The organism is Rariglobus hedericola (assembly GCF_007559335.1).
Classification (GTDB): Bacteria; Verrucomicrobiota; Verrucomicrobiia; order Opitutales; family Opitutaceae; genus Rariglobus; species Rariglobus hedericola.
Genome location: NZ_VMBG01000001.1, coordinates 263,152 through 281,323, shown reverse-complemented (window position 1 = coordinate 281,323; position 18,172 = coordinate 263,152). Strand labels below are relative to the sequence as shown.

The 18,172-nt window shown below is 58.9% G+C and carries 15 protein-coding genes; 7 read left to right on the top strand and 8 right to left on the bottom strand.

Features of this window, described 5'->3' with window-relative positions; all coding sequences use genetic code 11:
- Positions 1-11: 11 nt before the first annotated feature.
- Complete coding sequence (glnS, locus tag FPL22_RS01325; protein WP_144228321.1) at positions 12-1,802, top strand: glutamine--tRNA ligase; 1,791 nt, start codon at positions 12-14, stop codon at positions 1,800-1,802.
- A 51-nt stretch (positions 1,803-1,853) separates the two neighbouring features.
- On the opposite strand, the gene FPL22_RS01320 is transcribed toward glnS, so the two are convergent.
- Positions 1,854-3,224 (bottom strand): glutamate--tRNA ligase, encoded by a 1,371-nt coding sequence (locus tag FPL22_RS01320; RefSeq protein WP_144228320.1) that lies wholly within the window; start codon positions 3,222-3,224, stop codon positions 1,854-1,856.
- A gap of 58 nt (positions 3,225-3,282) precedes the next feature.
- Here FPL22_RS01320 and FPL22_RS01315 point away from each other — a divergent pair, with 58 nt between their 5' ends.
- Positions 3,283-4,050, top strand: a complete 768-nt coding sequence (locus FPL22_RS01315; RefSeq protein WP_144228319.1) for a M14 family metallopeptidase — start codon at positions 3,283-3,285, stop codon at positions 4,048-4,050.
- Here the strand turns inward: FPL22_RS01315 and FPL22_RS01310 are convergent.
- Positions 4,034-4,606, bottom strand: a complete 573-nt coding sequence (locus FPL22_RS01310) for a hypothetical protein (protein WP_203235093.1) — start codon at positions 4,604-4,606, stop codon at positions 4,034-4,036. The two genes, FPL22_RS01315 and FPL22_RS01310, sit on opposite strands and share 17 nt — an antisense overlap.
- Before the next feature lie 59 nt (positions 4,607-4,665).
- Between FPL22_RS01310 and FPL22_RS01305 the strand changes: the two genes are divergently transcribed.
- Genes FPL22_RS01305 through FPL22_RS01295 form a run of 3 tightly spaced genes read left to right on the top strand, consistent with a single transcriptional unit; the run spans position 4,666 to position 6,905 of the window.
- On the top strand, positions 4,666-5,331 hold the full coding sequence (locus FPL22_RS01305; protein ID WP_144228318.1) for a metallophosphoesterase: 666 nt from the start codon (positions 4,666-4,668) through the stop codon (positions 5,329-5,331).
- 6 nt (positions 5,332-5,337) lie between these two features.
- Positions 5,338-5,895, top strand: a complete 558-nt coding sequence (locus FPL22_RS01300; RefSeq protein ID WP_144228317.1) for an isochorismatase family protein — start codon at positions 5,338-5,340, stop codon at positions 5,893-5,895.
- A 14-nt stretch (positions 5,896-5,909) separates the two neighbouring features.
- Positions 5,910-6,905, top strand: a complete 996-nt coding sequence (locus tag FPL22_RS01295) for a 3'-5' exoribonuclease YhaM family protein (protein WP_144228316.1) — start codon at positions 5,910-5,912, stop codon at positions 6,903-6,905.
- An 84-nt stretch (positions 6,906-6,989) separates the two neighbouring features.
- Here FPL22_RS01295 and FPL22_RS01290 read toward each other — a convergent pair whose 3' ends face one another.
- From FPL22_RS01290 to coaE, 6 genes are all read right to left on the bottom strand, one after another.
- Positions 6,990-8,294: a type II secretion system F family protein gene (locus FPL22_RS01290; protein ID WP_144228315.1), complete on the bottom strand. Its 1,305-nt coding sequence runs from the start codon at positions 8,292-8,294 to the stop codon at positions 6,990-6,992.
- A 73-nt stretch (positions 8,295-8,367) separates the two neighbouring features.
- A complete protein-coding gene (gspE, locus tag FPL22_RS01285; RefSeq protein ID WP_144228314.1) occupies positions 8,368-10,068 on the bottom strand; it encodes a type II secretion system ATPase GspE in 1,701 nt (566 codons plus the stop codon).
- Between the two features lie 51 nt (positions 10,069-10,119).
- Positions 10,120-11,202: a type IV pilus twitching motility protein PilT gene (locus tag FPL22_RS01280; protein ID WP_144228313.1), complete on the bottom strand. Its 1,083-nt coding sequence runs from the start codon at positions 11,200-11,202 to the stop codon at positions 10,120-10,122.
- A 24-nt stretch (positions 11,203-11,226) separates the two neighbouring features.
- Positions 11,227-12,957 (bottom strand): GspE/PulE family protein, encoded by a 1,731-nt coding sequence (locus tag FPL22_RS01275; protein ID WP_144228312.1) that lies wholly within the window; start codon positions 12,955-12,957, stop codon positions 11,227-11,229.
- 60 nt (positions 12,958-13,017) lie between these two features.
- Positions 13,018-15,012 (bottom strand): transcription termination factor Rho, encoded by a 1,995-nt coding sequence (rho, locus tag FPL22_RS01270; protein ID WP_144228311.1) that lies wholly within the window; start codon positions 15,010-15,012, stop codon positions 13,018-13,020.
- Positions 15,013-15,060: 48 nt separating this feature from the next.
- Positions 15,061-15,642: a dephospho-CoA kinase gene (gene coaE / locus FPL22_RS01265; RefSeq protein WP_144228310.1), complete on the bottom strand. Its 582-nt coding sequence runs from the start codon at positions 15,640-15,642 to the stop codon at positions 15,061-15,063.
- 129 nt (positions 15,643-15,771) lie between these two features.
- Between coaE and FPL22_RS01260 the strand changes: the two genes are divergently transcribed.
- Together FPL22_RS01260 and FPL22_RS01255 are read left to right on the top strand one after the other, a co-directional pair.
- Entirely contained in the window at positions 15,772-16,617 is an 846-nt protein-coding gene (locus tag FPL22_RS01260) for a hypothetical protein (protein WP_144228309.1), read from the top strand.
- A 6-nt stretch (positions 16,618-16,623) separates the two neighbouring features.
- A complete protein-coding gene (locus tag FPL22_RS01255; RefSeq protein ID WP_144228308.1) occupies positions 16,624-18,168 on the top strand; it encodes a YifB family Mg chelatase-like AAA ATPase in 1,545 nt (514 codons plus the stop codon).
- Positions 18,169-18,172: the final 4 nt, after the last annotated feature.

The window sequence follows — 18,172 nt, the reverse complement described above, 5'->3', positions numbered from 1 at the left end:
TTCGTCGTTTTATGACCGTTGAGAACAACGACGCACCCGCGCCTGCCACGCCCACCGATTTTATTCGCGACATCGTCGCCGCCGACCTCGCCGCAGGCCGTCATCAAAAAATCGTCACGCGCTTCCCCCCCGAGCCCAACGGCTACCTTCACATCGGCCACGCGAAATCTATCTGCCTGAATTTTGGCATCGCCCGCGAAAACAACGGCACCTGCAACCTCCGCTTCGACGATACCAATCCCGCGAAGGAAGATGTCGAATACGTCGATTCCATCACGACCGATGTCCAGTGGCTCATCGCCGGCTGGGCCGATCAGTGCCTCGGCTTCAAACCCAAGGGATCCCATCCCGACGCTCAATCCGTCAACGGCCGCCCCGATCACTACCGCGCTTCGATCACCCTTGGTTCGTCTGCCGCCGAGCCTTTCTTCGCCAGCGATTACTTCGAACAACTTTACAGCTACGCGATCGAACTCATCAAAAAGGGCAAAGCTTACGTCTGCGATTTGAGTGCCGAGGACACCGAGACCTACCGCGGTTCCCCTGAAAAGCCCGGCAAGGACAGTCCGTTCCGCACGCGCTCGGTCGAGGAAAACCTCGATCTCTTCCAGCGCATGCGCGCCGGCGAGTTCCCCAACGGTGCCCGTTCCTTGCGCGCCAAGATCGACATGACCGCGCCCAACATGTGGCTGCGCGATCCCCTGCTCTATCGCATTCGCCACGTCGCGCACCACCACGCCGGCGACAAGTGGTGCATCTACCCGCTCTACGACTACGCGCACTGCCTGAGCGATTATCTCGAGGGAATCACCCACAGCATCTGCACGCTCGAGTTCGTTGATCACCGCCCTCTCTACGACTGGGTTCTGGAAAGCCTCGAACTGCCCCGCGCGCTGCCGCACCAGTATGAGTTCTCCAAGCTCATTCCGGGCTACATGATCGTCTCGAAGCGCAAGCTGCTCCAGCTCGTCGAGAACAACGTCGTCACCGGCTGGGACGACCCGCGCATGCCCACGCTTTCCGGTCTGCGTCGTCGCGGCATCACCGCCACGGCCGTCCGTAAATTCGTGATCGGTGCCGGCGTCACCAAGTTCGACGCCCTCACCGATATCGCCGTCATGGAGCACGTCGTGCGCGAGGATCTCAACACGCTCGCCGTCCGCCGTCTCGGTGTGCTGCGTCCGATCAAGATCGTCCTGACCAACATCGCCGAGGGCGAGGTCATCGAGTGCAACGCGACCAACAACCCTCAGGACGAAACGCCCACCACGCGCAAAATTGCCCTCACGCGCGAGGTCTTCATCGAGAGCGATGACTTCGCAGAAGTCCCGCCGCCCAAATACTTCCGCCTCAAACCCGACGGTGAGGTCCGCCTGAAATACGCCGGCATCATCAAGCTCGACGAAATCGTGAAGGACGCCACCGGTGCCGTGACCGAACTGCGCTGCACCTTCGATCGCACCACGCTTCAGGGCGAACCCGGCTCCGACCGCAAAGTCAAAGGCACCATCCACTGGGTCAGCGCCACGCAAAGCATCGCCGCTGAAGTGCGTATTTATGACCGTCTCTTCACCGTGTCCGAACCGGGGTCAGAGGAGGATTTCCTGAAGGTCGTAAACCCGCAGTCACTCGAAGTCGTTACCGCACGGCTCGAGTCCTCCCTCGCCGAAGCAAAGCTCGAGGACCGCTTCCAACTCGAACGCATCGGCTACTTTGCCTTGGACAGCAAAGACAGCGCGCCTGGGAAACTCGTGTTTAATCGCACGATCTCTCTTAAAGACGCTTGGACGCCCAAAAAGTAATCTCCAAAAAAAGCCCGACGAGAAATCGTCGGGCTTTTTTTATGAATACGCTCAAAGCGCCGCCAACCGTGCGAAGCGCGACAGCACGCGTTCGCGCCCGAGCACGCGGAACATGCCGGTGAGGCTCGGCCCCACGTTGGTGCCACTCACAGCCAGACGAGCAACAGACTGATAATCGCCGAAGCCCAGGCCCTTCGAAACCGCGAGAGCTTTAATCGCTTCCTCGATCGCCGTGTCGCTGGAGAAATCCGCCGTGGCGATTGTCTCGGTGAGTTCGGCCATACGCGCCTGCGGCTCGCCCTTGCCCATGACTTTGTCACGCACCTTGGCATCGATCGTAAAATCTTCGGTGAAAAAATAGGCCGTGTAAGCGGGGAGCTCTTCAAACGATTTGATCTTGGGCTGGCTGATCAAAAGCACATCACGCAGATACGCCGCATCAGCGGAGAGCGGCGAGGTCACGTTATGCTTTTCAAAATACGCGCGTGCACGCGCGACGAAATCATCGACCGGCAACTCCAGCAGGTAGGCCATGTTCATGTGTGCGAGTTTCTTTTCGTCGAAACGCGCGTTACTCTGGTTGATCCCGGGGAAATCGAAGAGCGCGATGATGTCCGCAATGGCCATCTTCTCACGGTCGTCCTTCGGAGACCAGCCGAGCAATGAAAGGAAGTTCACCAATGCTTCAGGCAAATAGCCCTTGTTCTGATATTCCTCGATGAGCGCGCCTTGGTCGCGTTTCGACATCTTGCCCGGACCATTTTGTTTCAAGATCAGCGGGATGTGCGCGAACTTCGGCATCGGTGCGCCAAACGCTTTGAACAACTCGACGTGCTTGCTCGTGTTGGACAGATGGTCTTCGCCGCGGATCACGTGCGTGATCTTCATGGCGATGTCATCGACCACGTTGACGAAATGGAACACGGGGTTGCCGTCGGACCGGAAGATCACAAAATCCTCGTCTTCGATGCGCTCCACGCGACCGCGAATCTGGTCATCGATCACGCTCGGAGCGACCGCGACCTTGGTGACGGTCTTCTGACGATGTTCATCGAACACTTCGGAACGATCGCCGATGAGTTTGAACCAAACCGCACCGTCTTTCTCGTAAGTGCGACCGGCGTCGGTGAGCTTTTGCAGGTATTCCTTATAGATGGGACCGCGCTCGCTCTGGCGATATGGACCAAATTCGCCGCCTACCTTCGGACCTTCGTCCCACGTCATACCCAACCACGTGAGGCTGTCGTAGATCACGTTGAGGAACGCCTCGCTGTTGCGCGCCTGGTCGGTGTCTTCGATACGGAGCACAAACACGCCGCCGGTGTGGCGGGCATAAAGCCAGTTGAACAACGCCGTGCGGGCGCTGCCGATGTGAAAAAACCCGGTCGGACTGGGAGCAAAACGAACGCGAACTGGAGACATGATGGTGGAAATAAATTGCACCCGCGGAAACGGGTAAAACGCTAGACAGAAGTAGCCCATGAATGCTGTCAAAGCCTGCCCGCTCGATCCGCTGTCCTTCGTTAAAAGATTCGAAGCGGCGGCGCTCGCCCATGGCTTCCGACAGGAACCGCTCGCTACCATAGCCGGTGTGCCCCTTTCCGCTTACACAAAACAGACGGCGGGCAATGGAACGCGCATTTATCTTTCGAGCGGCATCCATGGAGACGAGCCCGCGGCTCCCGAAGCACTTCTGCAGATGCTCGAAAGCGGTCTGTTCGACGAACGGGCGACCTGGTTTTTGTGCCCATTACTCAATCCCACCGGCTACATCCGCGGCACCCGGGAAAATGAAGCCTCCATCGATCTGAATCGTGATTATCGCGATACGCTCAGCATCGAGATCAGCGCACACATTGGTTGGCTACAAAAACAGCCCCGGTTCGATGTCACCTTTTGCCTGCACGAAGACTGGGAAACCACCGGCTTTTATCTCTACGAATTGAATCCGGATTCCCGCCACACTCTCGCCGATGCGATGATTGAGGCCGCCCGACATCAGGGCCCCATCGAATCGGCACCGCTGATCGACGGTCGTGAGTCCATCGCCCCGGGCATCATTCGGCCCGACACCGATCCGCTTTTACGCGATAAATGGCCTGAGGCGATTTACCTCTTCGAACATCACTCCCGACTTGGTTACACGTTGGAAACTCCATCGGTCACTCCGATGGCACAACGCATCGCCACACACCATGCTGCGGTGACGGCCGCGCTCGCGGCATTTTTCGTCACTCGGACGGAGTAGACGTCGAGGCCGGGCCCTCGGGGGTTACGGTGCCTTGCGCAACAGGAACTGATTTCTTTGCGCCGCCCACCAACAGGCTGAGCTGCTCTTGAATCGCCATGAAGAACTCCGGACTGAGTTCACCGGCGGGCACCGCATAAATGAGCTTGGACTTGGCGTGCTCGTAAAGATTGCGCTCCCCATCGGCAGCACGCCCTTTCGGCCTGAGAAGTTTTTTGCGCTCCAGCATGAGGGCGAGGAATTGAACAAGCCGTTCGTTTTCCGGCGCAATCTCGATGGTAGGATCCGCCAGGGTCACGAAAAGATTTTCTGCGGTGAGCTTTAATTCACGCTCGGGATTTTCCCCGACCTTGCGAGGCTTGAACACATGTCCCCAACTGCAGGCCACAAAACCAGGAACCGTAAAGCTCTCCCGCGCCGATTCCAGGACATCGTAACGCATCACTTCGTCCGAAGTTTCGTTGCGCACCAGAAAACTCAGCACGCGCTCGCCCTCACCAAATGGCTTTCCGCTGACAAAACAGGTCGTGGCGAGGGGCTGCAGATTCAATTCCATAGGCTTTCTTGTTTACTTCCCAAGGGGGTGGACGCTAGCAAATTTGCTCACCAGCACGAATGAACGGTCGTATCATCGCCATCGGCGACATCCATGGTTGCCATCAAGAGTTTGCCGAGCTCCTCGAGCTCCTGAAACCCACCAAGGACGACCGTCTGATTCTCGTCGGCGATCTCGTGAATCGCGGTCCCGACAGTTGCAAGGTGATCGACCTCGCTCGTCAGCACCGTGCGATCTCGCTCCTCGGTAATCACGAACTGCGTCTCCTGAATTACCGGAAGAACAAGACGCCTGCTGCCGAGATTGATCGAAAAACCGACGCTGACACTTTCCAAAAGCTGCGCCCCGAGGATTGGCTCTACTTGGAGTCGATGCCGCTCACCCACTATGTCGAGGCCCTGAACACGGTTTTCGCGCACGGTGGATTTCTTCCTAACGAACCCTGGCAACGCCAGCCCGCCTCGATCGTCACGCGAATCCAATCCATCGATGCCGATGGACGGGCCTGCAAACGCTCCGATTCGCCCGACTCACCTCCGTGGGCCGATCTCTGGAACGGTCCGCCCTTCGTCATTTACGGGCACACTCCCCGGCCTGATGTTTACAAACTTAAGTGGTCTGTCGGCATCGACACCGCGTGTGTCATGGGCGGCCACCTGACCGCTTACATTCTTCCCGAAAAACGGTTCGTGCAGGTGAAGTCCCGCCGTCGTTATTATCCATAAACAATCATGGCCGCTCCCGATCCTCTCGCCGGTGTTCTACTGCTCTGCGTCGACCTCCAACCGTCCTTCCTCAAGGTCATCCCTGAGCACGAAGAACTTCTGAAGCGCTGCTCCTTCGTGATCGAGGCGGCGGTCGGCTTGGGTATTCGGGTCGCTTTCACCGAGCAACTCCCACGCAAACTCGGCGGCACAGCCCCCGCACTGCTCGCGCTCGCCCCCGGTTCGGACGTCCACACCAAGAGTTCTTTTTCCGTCTTTGGTGACGATGGCATCACCGATGCCCTGCGATCACCCGATATCGAACACATCATTCTCTGCGGCTTGGAAACTCCCGTGTGCATTTACCAGACCGCACTCGGAGCTCTTGATGCCAACCTGCAAGTCACCGTGCTTTCCGATGCGATTGGCGCCCGCCGTTCCGCTGATGCCGCCATCTGCCTCGGTTCGCTCGCACGCGCAGGCGTGCACCTGCTTCCTTCCGAGACCGTCTTTTATGCACTGCTGCACGATGCAGGACATCCGTTCTTCAAGAACTTCACCCAGCTCGTCAAAAAATACAGTTAAGCTCCGTCACCACTATGTCCGACGAACTCCCTCTGCTCTCAGTCCGCGAACTCAAAGCGCTTGAAGACGCCTCCGGACGCCCCTTCGCCAGTGTCTTGGTGGTCAAAAAACTCGCTATCAAAACAGCCTCCAACGGCAATCCATTTCTCGTCCTCGATCTAGGTGACCGCACCGGCTCGTTTGGCTGCACCCTGTTCAGCGACGGCACGGTGTTCGACACCGTCAAGGCCGCCGGCGAAGGCGGCGTGCTGCGCATCGAAGGTCGCGTCGATTATTATCAAGGCCGGCTCTCTCCAAAACTGCTCAAGGTCACTCCCCTTTCCGAAGACGAACTTGGGGCTCCCGGCCTGATCGACAACCTTGTTGAAGTCGCGCCCGAGCCTGCCGCTGAACTGTGGGCGGAGTTTCAAACATTCATCGACAGCATCACCCACGACGAGCTTCGTATGACCGTGCGCGGCGTGTTCGAGGAGATCGGCGACACGTTCAAATGGACGCCTGCCGCCGTCTCGATGCACCACGCCTACCGACATGGTTTGCTTGAGCACACGATTCACATGGCGCGCGCCTGCAAGGCCCTGCTACCGCTCTACCGCGAAGTGGACGCCGACCTCGCGATGGCCGGCATCCTTCTCCACGACACCGGCAAGACCATCGAATACGAGGGCTCGCTTGCAACCAAGCGCAGCCGCAAGGGCATCCTGCAAGGCCACGTCGTCCTCGGTTATCAACTTGCCCGTAAACACGGCATCAAATCCCGTCTCGATGCGGAGCGTCTGGAACGCCTCGAACACATTGTGCTCAGTCATCAAGGTGAACCGGAATGGGGCGCGGCCGTTTACGCGGCCACGCCGGAAGCGGTGTTTGTTTCGATGATCGACAACCTCGACGCCAAGATGGGCATGGTCCAGCGCACCCTACGCCAAGCCAACGAGCACGATGAATTCTCGGAGCGCCTGATGGGGCTCAACAGCGTGCTGCTCACCAAGCCGGTTTCGCCGGCGAAATAAGAGCGGAGTTCAGACGTCCCCTCAACAAAAAGGCCGCCCGAAAATCGGGCGGCCTTTTTGTTGAGTCGAAACGTAATCGGACAATTACGAAAGGCTCTGAATGATCTTCACGATCGGGAGGAACAACGCGATGACGATGGTGCCCACCATCACGGCCATGAACACAATCATGACCGGCTCGATGATCGAGGTAAGACCGGCGACGGAATTATCCACCTCTTCGTCGTAGGTATCAGCCACGCGATTAAGCATCTCAGGGAGGGCGCCGGTTTCTTCACCGACCTCGATCATGGAGGTTACCATGGTCGGGAACACCTTGGTCGAATCAAGGGGACGGGCGACGTTGTCACCCTCTTTAACGCGGTCATGAACGACGTTTAGCGCATCGGCCACGTGAACATTGCCCGAAGTATCACGGGTGATGATCAGCGCCTGCAGAATCGGGACGCCCGAAGCGAGCAGTGTGCCCAGCGTGCGGGTGAAACGGCTGATGGACGACTTCAGGAAAAGCGGACCAACGCCGGGGGCATGCAAGAGGAACCAATCGACCGCACGGGTGCCCCCCTTGGTTTTGTGCCACGCCTTGAAAGAGAAATAGAGCGCAACAAAGATACCGATGGTGGCAATGATGTGATTCTTGACGAAATTACTTACGGCCAGAACCGCGAGTGTCAGGCCAGGCATCGACTGGCCTTTGAGCATACCCGAAAAGATTTTCTCGAACTGCGGAATAACGAAAACCATCAGTGCGCCGACGATGGCGACGGCGACAAACACGATGATCACCGGGTAGGTCATCGCAGACTTCACCTTGCCCTTGATCTTCTCGGCTTTCTCCATGAAGCGCGAAAGACGATCCAACACGGTGCCGAGCACGCCGCCCGCTTCACCGGCCTTCACCATGTTCACATAAAGGCGATCGAAGACCTTCGGGTGCTGAAGAAGACCATCGGAAAAATTACCGCCCGAGCGGATGTTCTCGACGAGAGACTCCACCACGTCCTTGAAGAGCGGATTCTTCTCCTGACGGGCGAGCGTCTCCAAGCTGCGCATGATGGGCATGCCGGCGTTAACGAGCGTGGCGAGCTGACGGGTAAACACCGTGAGGTTCGCGTTGCTGATAATACGGCCGAATGTCATGCCGCCTTTTTTCTTTTTGGCGCGCAGCTGCGTGCTCGCCGGCGCGGCGGGAGCGTTGAGCTTGCGGACGTCTTTCTTGGCGCCCGCGGACAGCTTGGGACCGCCGCTGCCTTCGGCTGCAAGTGCGGTGGGAATGAGGCCCATCGCCTTCAATTCGGCGGATGCTTGTTCGGATGACGCGCTCTCAAGCACGCCCTTTTTTTCTTTTCCGGAGGCCGACTCAATGGCGCTGTAGGTAAACTTTGGCATAGGGTAAGGGTATTAAGAAGTTTGTAATGGAAATTAGATCACAGGTCGATGCTGGAAACGTGCCGAACGTGGATCAGGTGTATTTGATAATTTCTTCAATCGAGGTCGCACCGTCAAAGATGGCGCGAAGACCGTCGTCGCGCAACGTGCGCATGCCCTGTTCGAGGGCTTTTTGTTTGATCACCATCGTGGAGGCGCGCTCCACGACGAGATCGCGAACGGCCTCGCTCATACGCAGCCACTCGTAAACGCCCATACGTCCCTTGTAGCCGGTGTTGCTGCAATGTTCGCAGCCCTTGCCGAAGAAGAACTCACGATTACCGATATCAACCGGATCAATCCCAAGTTGTTGCAGAAGAGCAGCCGGTGGCTCGTAGGGAGTGCGGCAGCTCTTGCAGATGCGACGCACCAGACGTTGGGCCAGCACGGCCTCCAGCGACGAGGCAATCAGGAAGGGTTCGACGCCCATGTCCACGAGACGCGTCACCGCACCTGGAGCATCGTTGGTGTGGAGGGTGGACAACACCAAGTGACCCGTAAGCGATGCCTGAATGGCGATCTGCGCCGTCTCCAAGTCGCGGATTTCGCCCACCATGATCACGTCGGGATCTTGGCGGAGGAACGAGCGCAGGGCGGCGGCAAACGTAAGGCCCACGGCATGGTTCACCGGAACCTGCATGATGCCTTCGATTTCGTATTCCACCGGATCCTCTGCCGTGAGCAGCTTGAGGTCCGCGGTATTGATGACGCGAAGTGCGGAGTAAAGCGTGGTCGTCTTGCCGGAACCCGTCGGGCCCGTGACGATGAAGATGCCGTTCGGGCGCTTGATGATCTCGTTGATGCCTTCAAACACGTCGGTCGGCATGCCGAGGGCGGCGATATCGAGCTGGACCGCCGATTGGTCGAGGACGCGCAACACCACCGATTCACCGAACTGTGTCGGCAACGTGGATACGCGCAAGTCGACCGAACGACCGCCCAAGGTCAGCTTGATACGTCCGTCCTGAGGAATGCGGCGTTCAGCGATGTTCAGTGCGGCCAACACTTTCACGCGTGAAGTGATGGGCAACGCGAGATGCTTGGGCGGCGGCGCCATTTCATAGAGCGCGCCGTCGATGCGGTAACGGATTTTGAATTCGTGTTCGAAGGGTTCGAAATGGATGTCGGATGCCTTGTCTCGAATCGCCTGGCCGATGACCAAGTTCACGAAACGGACGATCGGAGTCTGGCCGGCCATCGACTCGAGGTCGTGCTCGGACAGTTCTTTTTCGCCACCGTTGGCACCGTCATGATCGTCACTCGACATCTCCTTGAGGAGGTCGTCGATGGTGGCGTCGTCCTCGCCATAGTGAAGCTTGAGCAGCCCGTCCACGCGGCCGGGATCGGCCACGACCAGACGAACGTCTTTGCCCAGGGCAAAGGTAAGGTCGTCGATGACCTGGCTGTTGAACGGATCGACCACCAGCAGGTCGATGCTTTGAGCGTCCACGCGCAAGGGCACGACACCATACATGCGGGCGAGGCTGCCCTGGACGGCGCCGACCACCTCGGCTGGAATGTCACCTGCGTGGCCTTCCAGATACTCGAGGCCGAGATGCTCCGCGATTTTACGCAGCAGAGTGCTTTTCTCAACGAGTCCCATTTCAATGAGTAGATCGGCCACGGGTTTGCCGGTGGCTTTGTGCTCCTCGTTGAGATCGTTAAGGGTGTTGAGCGCGACCAGATGATGGTCGCGGCAGAGTTCCAAAATGGCCTGACTGTGGCTTTCGAACATAGGGTAACCGGCGTGAGCCGACGAGGGGGAAAGCGATTGCGTTGAGAGTGGTTAGAGTTGGCGAAGTTGTGCTCCCATCGCGAGGAGTTTCTCGCGCATGACCAAGGGATCCTGGGCTTTGTCGAGAGCCTCGTCAGGGGTGACGAGATCACGATTGACCAGGCTCATGAGATGGGCGTCGAGGGTGATCATACCCAAGCTGGCCCCGGTCTGAATATCGGAGGAAATACGGAAGGTCTTGTTTTCGCGGATGAGCGAAGAAATCGAGGTGGTATTCACCATGATTTCATAACTGGCGATGCGTCCGCCGCCGATTTTCTTGCAGAGCACCTGGGAGATGACCGCCACAATGGACGACGCGAGCTGCGTGCGGATCATGTCCTTCATGTTTGCGGGAAACGCATCCACGATACGGTCGATGGTCTTGGCGGCGCCGTTGGTGTGCAACGTGCCAAACACCAAGTGACCGGTTTCGGCCGCGCTGATCGCCGCCTCGATCGTCTCGAGGTCGCGCATTTCACCCACGAGAATGATATCGGGATCCTGACGAAGCGCCCGCCGGATGGCCTCTGAAAAGCTGGGCACATCCACACCGACTTCACGCTGGGTGACGATACAGTGTTTGTGCGGATGATAATACTCGATCGGATCCTCGATGGTGATGATGTGGCCGTCGCGGGTTTCGTTGATGTAATTGATCATCGCCGCGAGCGTGGTCGACTTGCCCGATCCAGTCGGGCCGGTCACCAGCATAAGGCCGCGCGGACGATAGAGAAGCTCGCGCACTTTGTCGGGAATGCCGATTTCGCGCAGACTGAACATCTTGTTCGGGATCTGGCGAAGCACCATGCCGTAGTTGCCCTTCGCCTTGAGAACACTCACGCGAAGACGGGCCTTCTCCAGGTAGGCAAAGCCGAAATCGGAGCCGCCGTTCAGCTTCACGTTCTGCTGGTGGTTGTCCGGCGTGATCGAGAGCATGAGCTTCTCGGTGTCGGCCGGAGTAAGCAAAGGGCCGTCGATCGGCACCATGCTGCCGCTCAAGCGGAGGGTCGGCGGCTGGCCAACCTGGAGGTGCAGGTCGGAGGCGCCCTGATCCACCACCAGCTCCAGCAGATCGTTCATTTCGTAGCTCATAGCGGCGAGTAGCAGGAAGCAGGCTTAGCTGGCGTCACCGACGGTGATCGAAACGACTTCATCAATCGTAGTCATGCCGGAGAGCACCTTGCGAACGCCGTCTTCACGCATCGTGCGCATGCCGAGCGAACGGGCTTTGTCGCGCAGTTTGGCGGTGCCGACGTTGTCATAAATCATGCGCTGGATCTCTTCGTTCACGACGAACATCTCGAAAATACCGGCGCGGCCGCGGTAGCCGGTGCCGTTACAGTTCTGGCAACCCTCACCCTGCATGAACGTCGCGGTGGCGGCTTGCTGCGGCGTGATGTTAAGAGAGCGCAGTTCGTTCGAGTCGGGCGTATACGGTTTCTTGCACTGCTTGCAGATTTTGCGCGTAAGACGCTGGGCGACCGCCGCACGCAACGAAGTGGAAACCAGGAACGGTTTAACACCGATATCGATGAGGCGCGTGATCGCACCGGGAGCATCGTTGGTGTGCAGCGTGGAGAACACCATATGACCGGTCAGCGAGGCGTTGATGGCAATTTCCGCCGTCTCCAAATCTCGAATTTCACCCACCATCACGATATTCGGAGCCTGACGTAACATGGCGCGAAGCGCCGAGGCGAAGGTCATGCCCACATCGTGACGGACCGGCACTTGGTTGATACCGGCGAGCACATACTCGACCGGGTCTTCCACCGTGATGATCTTGCGGTCGGACTTATTGATGAAGTGGAGACATGAATACAGCGTCGTGGTCTTGCCGGAGCCGGTCGGACCCGTGACGAGCATGATACCGTCGGGCAGCGCAATCAGTCGTTCCACGATGGCCTGGTCATCACTGAAGAAGCCGAGCTCGGGCAGACCGAGCTGGAGGCCGTCTTTGTCGAGAATACGCATGACGATGCTCTCGCCGTGCGCGGTGGGCAGCGAGGACACGCGCAAGTCGATTTGCTTGCCTGTCATGTTGATCTGGATACGGCCGTCCTGCGGAATGCGTTTTTCGGCAATCGAGATATTAGCCATGATCTTCAGACGTGAGATCATGGAAAGCTGCAGGCGCTTCGGCGGGTTCTCGATTTCGAGTAGCACGCCGTCGATGCGGTAGCGGACGCGGAAACGCTTTTCGAGCGGCTCCAAATGGATGTCGGAAGCGCGGCGCTGGATCGCCTCCAGAATGATCTGGTGAACCAGCTTGATGATCGGCGCATCGCCTTCCTCGACGGACGGCATGCCATCGACGGCCACGGTCGTTACGCCCGCAGCCTCGGCTCCGGTGACGGAAAATTCGCCGAGCATGGCATCGAGTTCATCGGCATCCTTGCCGTAGAAACGCTCGATGACGTGCTTGATTTCGCTAGCGGGTGCGACGGACGGCTCGATGTTGAGCTTGAGCATGTGGCCCAGACTGTCGATCGCGTCGACATCAAGCGGGTCACTGATGGCGAGCTGCAACGAACCGCCATCTTTGGAAATCGGGAATACCGTGTAGCGCACGGCCAGCGCGCGGGGCACCAAGGCCATCGCCTCGGCACTGGGAACGCGCAACGCGGCCAAGTCCACCATGGGCATGCCAAATTCGTCGGCCAGCAGCTTGCTCAGCTGGCGGGCCTCGACCAGCTTGCTGGCGATCAGAATATCGAAGAGCTTGGGCGGAGCGGTGGTCAGATCGGTGTGAGCAGCGATGCGCTGGTTGGCTTCATCGATCTGGGCTTGAGTGAGCACGCCCTTGTCAAGGGCGAGCTGTATGACGAAATCGTCGGCGGAAGTCACGTTGGGGAGGGGGCGTTAGGCCGATCAGGGTAGTTGTCGGGTAATTACAGGGAGAGTGAACTAGCGGCTCAGGCTCATGAGGAATTCCGCGTTTGTTTTGGTTTTCTTCAAGCGTTGAATTAACATGTCCATCGCTTCGACGGGAGGAATGCCCTGCATCGCCCGGCGCAAACCGTATACACGAAGCATTTCCTCGGGGTGATAAATGAGCTCTTCTTTGCGTGTGCCGGAGCGATCAATGTTGATCGCAGGGAAGATACGTTTGTCGGACAAGCCGCGGTCCAGATGGAGCTCCATGTTGCCCGTGCCTTTGAACTCTTCGAAAATAACTTCGTCCATGCGGCTGCCGGTATCGATCAGCGCAGTGCCAATAATCGTGATACTGCCGCCGCCTTCGATATTACGGGCCGAACCAAAGAAGCGTTTGGGCTTCTGAAGCGCGGTCGCCTCGACACCACCGGACATGATTTTGCCGGAGTTGGCCGCGAGAGCGTTGTAGGCGCGCGCCAGACGGGTGATCGAGTCGAGCAGGATCACGACATGCTCGCCTTGTTCGACCAGGCGGCGTGATTTCTCGATGACCATCTCCGCAGCGTGCACATGGCTCTCGGGAGCCTCGTCAAACGTGGAACTGACCACCTCGCCCTTGGTGTGACGTTTGAAATCGGTCACTTCCTCGGGACGTTCATCGATGAGCAGCAGGATGAGTTTTTTATCAGGGAAGTTGTGCGAAATGGAGTTCGCGATGTTTTGCAGCAGCACCGTTTTGCCCGTGCGGGGCGGAGCCACCAGCAAGCCGCGCTGACCAAAGCCGATCGGCGTGAGCAGATCGACCGCGCGCATCGAGATGTCTTTATGAATCTCGGGCGCTTCCAAAAGAATACGCTGGAGCGGATAATAAGGAACGAGCTCCTCGAAGGGCGTGAGCCTGGACACCTCGTCGGGCGCCTTGCCCATGACGGTCTTTACACCCACGACCGCCGCGCAACGATCGCCCGACTGCGGGGACTGCACGATCACTTCAACGTGGTGGCCGCGCTTGAGAACGTAACGCTTGATTAGCGACTCCGGGAGGTAGGTGCTTTCCGGATACAGACGATAATTCGCCTGCTCGTGAACGATAAAGCCGTGACCTTTGTCCGTGAGCTCGACCAGTCCGCGGTCGACGATGGGAATCTGTTTCTCCGCGGCGTGAATAAAAATCGCCTCCAACATCTGCAGACGGTTGAGCGTGCCTTCAAACGGAACATCCAGCTTGCGGGCGTAGGCAGTCAGCTCAAACAGGCTGAAGGAGAACAGCTGGTCGATCTGGATGGGCGCTGCGCCATTGCCCGTAAGCAGGGAGGCCGCCAGCGTATCCAACGCGACCTGATCTTCAAAGCGCGCCGGGTCAGGCAGGTCACCATAGTGCTGCGGAGCGAGCACGGGAGGCGCCGGCTGCGGGGGATGTTGCGGGTGTCCACCCGAACGACCTCCACCGCCACCACCGCTATTTTGATGCTTATCCTTCCACTTGTTCTTCTTGTCCTTTTTGCGCTTCCACCAAGGACCCCGATCATCTTCGGGGGCTCCGCCGACCCCGCCCTGCCCTTGTTGAAACCCACCCTGCGGCGCAGAGCCTTCGTGGCCACGATCAGCAGACGGGGCAGAGTCCTGCGATTGAGGCTCGGCTGATGTCGCGCCAGAGGACTCAAAACTATTTTGTTGTGCGTCTGATGCCGCAGCCGCGGCACGCTCAGACGACGGCACGAAGACCGGACGCTCGGCCGGCGGTGTCGGTGCGGGCGCAGGCGCGTCAAAGTGCACCGGAGCAGCAACCGCCTCGCGCACCGGTTCGGGAGCACGGTAAGGCTCGGGAGCCGGGGACGAGGTGGGTTCAAACAAGCTCGGCTCGCGGACGCTCTCCGACTTGGCAGAGGCCTTGGGCGACTTGGGCTTGGTCACCCGCGTTTTCTTCGGGGCGTCGGCGCTTGCGGCGCGAGGCGCACGCTTGGTCGTTTTCTTAGGTTTACCTGCGCCGGTTTCGGCGGAGGCGTTCAAATCGGATTCAGCCATTTGTGGAAAAAAAGAGGGACAAAAAATCAACCGGCCCGAAACCGCTTTTCAGCGAACACCGGACAACCGGGCCGCCAAGTGGTTCACCTGAAGGCGAAGCGCCTCGGGAGTGCCATCGTTGGACAAGATAAAATCGGCTTTTTCTAGTTTCTGAGCCAAGGGCAATTGCTTGGAAATTCGCTGCTCGGCGAGCGATTGGGGAATTCCGCGCTCAATCAACCGGACAAGCTGATTGGCCGACGATGTCGATACGCATACGGTAAAATCAAACCAATTTTCCAAACCTTGTTCGAAAAGCAGGGGGGTTTCGATCGCCCAATCCGCCGCAGGGTCGGCAGCCATCAGCTCTTGCCAGCGGTTATATACCATGGGATGCAACAATTTCTCCAGCCATACGCGGTCTTCATCGTTGCCAAAAACATACCGCGCCAACTCCGCCCGCTGCACTTCGTTCTGCGCATTCACCACATCGGGAAACTTTGCTTTGATCAGGCCGACCACCGCCGGATCGGTCAGCAAGTCCTCGCGCACGATGCGATCGGAATCAATCCGCCGAAAACCCGCCTCTTCAAAGAAGCGCATCGCGGTGGATTTCCCCCCGCCCATACCGCCGGTAATTCCCAATATCATCGTGGAGTCGGTGAATAGTTGAATACGAAGATTGGGCTTGCGCGCGCATTCCGCAAATCATTACTCACAGCTCGCTTCGCCATAGTTTTGCGTAACTCCACTTCCTCGTAAAACCGGCCGGACCACGACATGCCTCTCACGACTGACACCACGCGCGCAGAGTCTGTCACCGAAGCCATCCTTGATGCCACTCGCACTCTGTTTCCCGGTGCATCCGAAACGTTCACCTGCGAGCTTTTGGCCGGAGTTCAAAAACTCTTCACTGGCGGTTATCTAGATTACCAAGCCAACGACCTGAGCTATCACGATTTCCGTCATACTCTGCAGGTCACGGTGGCTTATGTGGATTTGTTCGCCGCACGTCAGACTTCCGGTGAAACACCGTTCACCCACCGCCAGTTCGAACTGGGTCTCGCCACCGCCCTTTTACACGACAGCGGCTATCTAAAACTCCGTTCAGATCGCCTCGGCACTGGTGCCAAATACACGTTTTGCCACGTTCTGCGCAGCTGCGCTCTGAGCGCGTCTTATTTACCCACCCTGGGCCTCAAGATCGACGAAATCGACACCGTGCTCGGCGCGATTCGCTGCACCGGCCCTTCGACGACCGGCATGAAACTCCGTTTCAACCGGCGCGACGATCATGTGCTCGCCAGTATGGTGGCCACCGCCGACTACCTCGGGCAAATGGCTGCGGACGACTACCCCGATGAGCTGGAGCTGTTGTTCAACGAATTCGCCGAGTCCGACGCATTCCTCGGACTGCCTTCCTCCCAGCGTGTATTCAAATCCCCCGCACAACTCATCGCGGGAACTTCTCTATTCTGGGAAAAAGTCGTGAGGCCCAAACTGGAAAACGACTTCCTCGGCGTTTACCGGTTCCTCACTCAAGCCGACGGCACTCACCCCTACATCGACGCGGTAGAACGCAACCTCGGTGAGATCGCGCGCCGGCACTCCGTCGCAGCGATTTAATCAGCCATGCTTGCGACGATTTCCTCCGCCGCACTGCAAGGCATCGACGCGGAATTGGTCCATGTGGAGGTGAACTCCGGTGAAAGCGGCGACCCTAAACTCATTTTGGTTGGCCTGCCCGATGCCGCCGTCAAGGAGTCTGACGACCGCGTGGTCTCGGCCCTCAGCAACAGCGGGTTCAAGTCACCTCGCACCCGCACGACCATCAATCTCGCCCCCGGTCACCTGCGTAAAGAAGGCCCGTTCTACGATCTCCCCATCGCCCTCGGCATCCTGCTCGCGACCGAACAAATCAACGCCCCCGGCATCGACGATTATCTGATCGCCGGCGAACTCAGCCTCTCCGGCGCCACCCGCCCTGTGCGTGGCGCCCTCGCCCTCGCCCGTCTCGCAAAAAAACTGGGCAAACGCGGCGTCCTGCTCCCGCCCGTATCCGCCGAGGAAGCCGCCCTCGTCGATGGAGTTGCTTCCTACCCCGTCAAATCCCTCGACCAAGCCGTGCGTTTTTTAAGCGGTGAACTCGCCTTGGAGCCCATCCCCCATGCGGCGAGCATCAGCATCGAGGCCGGTCCCGACATGTCGTCGGGTGACTTTGCCGAGATCAAGGGCCAGCACGCACTCCGCCGCGCTATCGAGGTGTCCGCCGCCGGTGAACATAATCTGATCATGATCGGGCCGCCCGGCAGCGGAAAATCAATGGTCGCGAAACGCATCCCGACCATCCTCCCCTCACCCACGCTCGATGAATCACTGCAGATTCTCAGCATCCACTCCGCAGCCGGACAAACCTTGAGCGGCGGCGGAGCCCCTGTCTTCGGCCGCCGTCCCGTGCGCTCGCCACACCACACCATTTCCGATGTTGGCCTCCTCGGCGGCGGCACCGTTCCCGGGCCCGGCGAAATCTCCTTGGCGCACAATGGCGTGCTGTTTCTCGACGAGCTCCCCGAGTTCAAACGCAGCGCCCTCGAAGTCCTCCGACAACCGCTCGAGGACGGTCACGTCACCATCTCACGCAGCGCTGGAAAAGTGACGCTGCCGTGCAGCTTCATGCTTGTCGCAGCCATGAACCCCTGCCCGTGCGGCTACCTCGGCGACCCGCGTCACGAATGCCGATGCTCGCCCGCGCAGATCCAGCGTTACCGCGCCCGCATCAGCGGCCCGCTGCTTGATCGCATCGACCTGCACATCGAGGCGCCCGCGCTATCGATCAACGAACTGCGCACCGAGCAACCCGCCGAGTCGTCGGCCGATATCCGCGCCCGCGTGCAGGCCGCCCGCGAACGCCAGCTCGCCCGCTTCGCCGGCACCCGCACCACCGCCAACGCCCGCATGACCCACGCGCAAATCCGCGCGCACTGCGTCATTGATTCGTCTCTCGGCGACCTGCTCCAGCAGGCGATGGAACAGCTATCGCTCTCCGCACGTGCCTACGACCGCATCTTGAAAGTTGCCCGCACCATCGCCGACCTCGCCGCCTCTGACCGCATCGAGGCCCCACACTTACTCGAAGCCATCCAATACCGCAGCCTCGACCGCAACCTGTTCTACTAAGCAG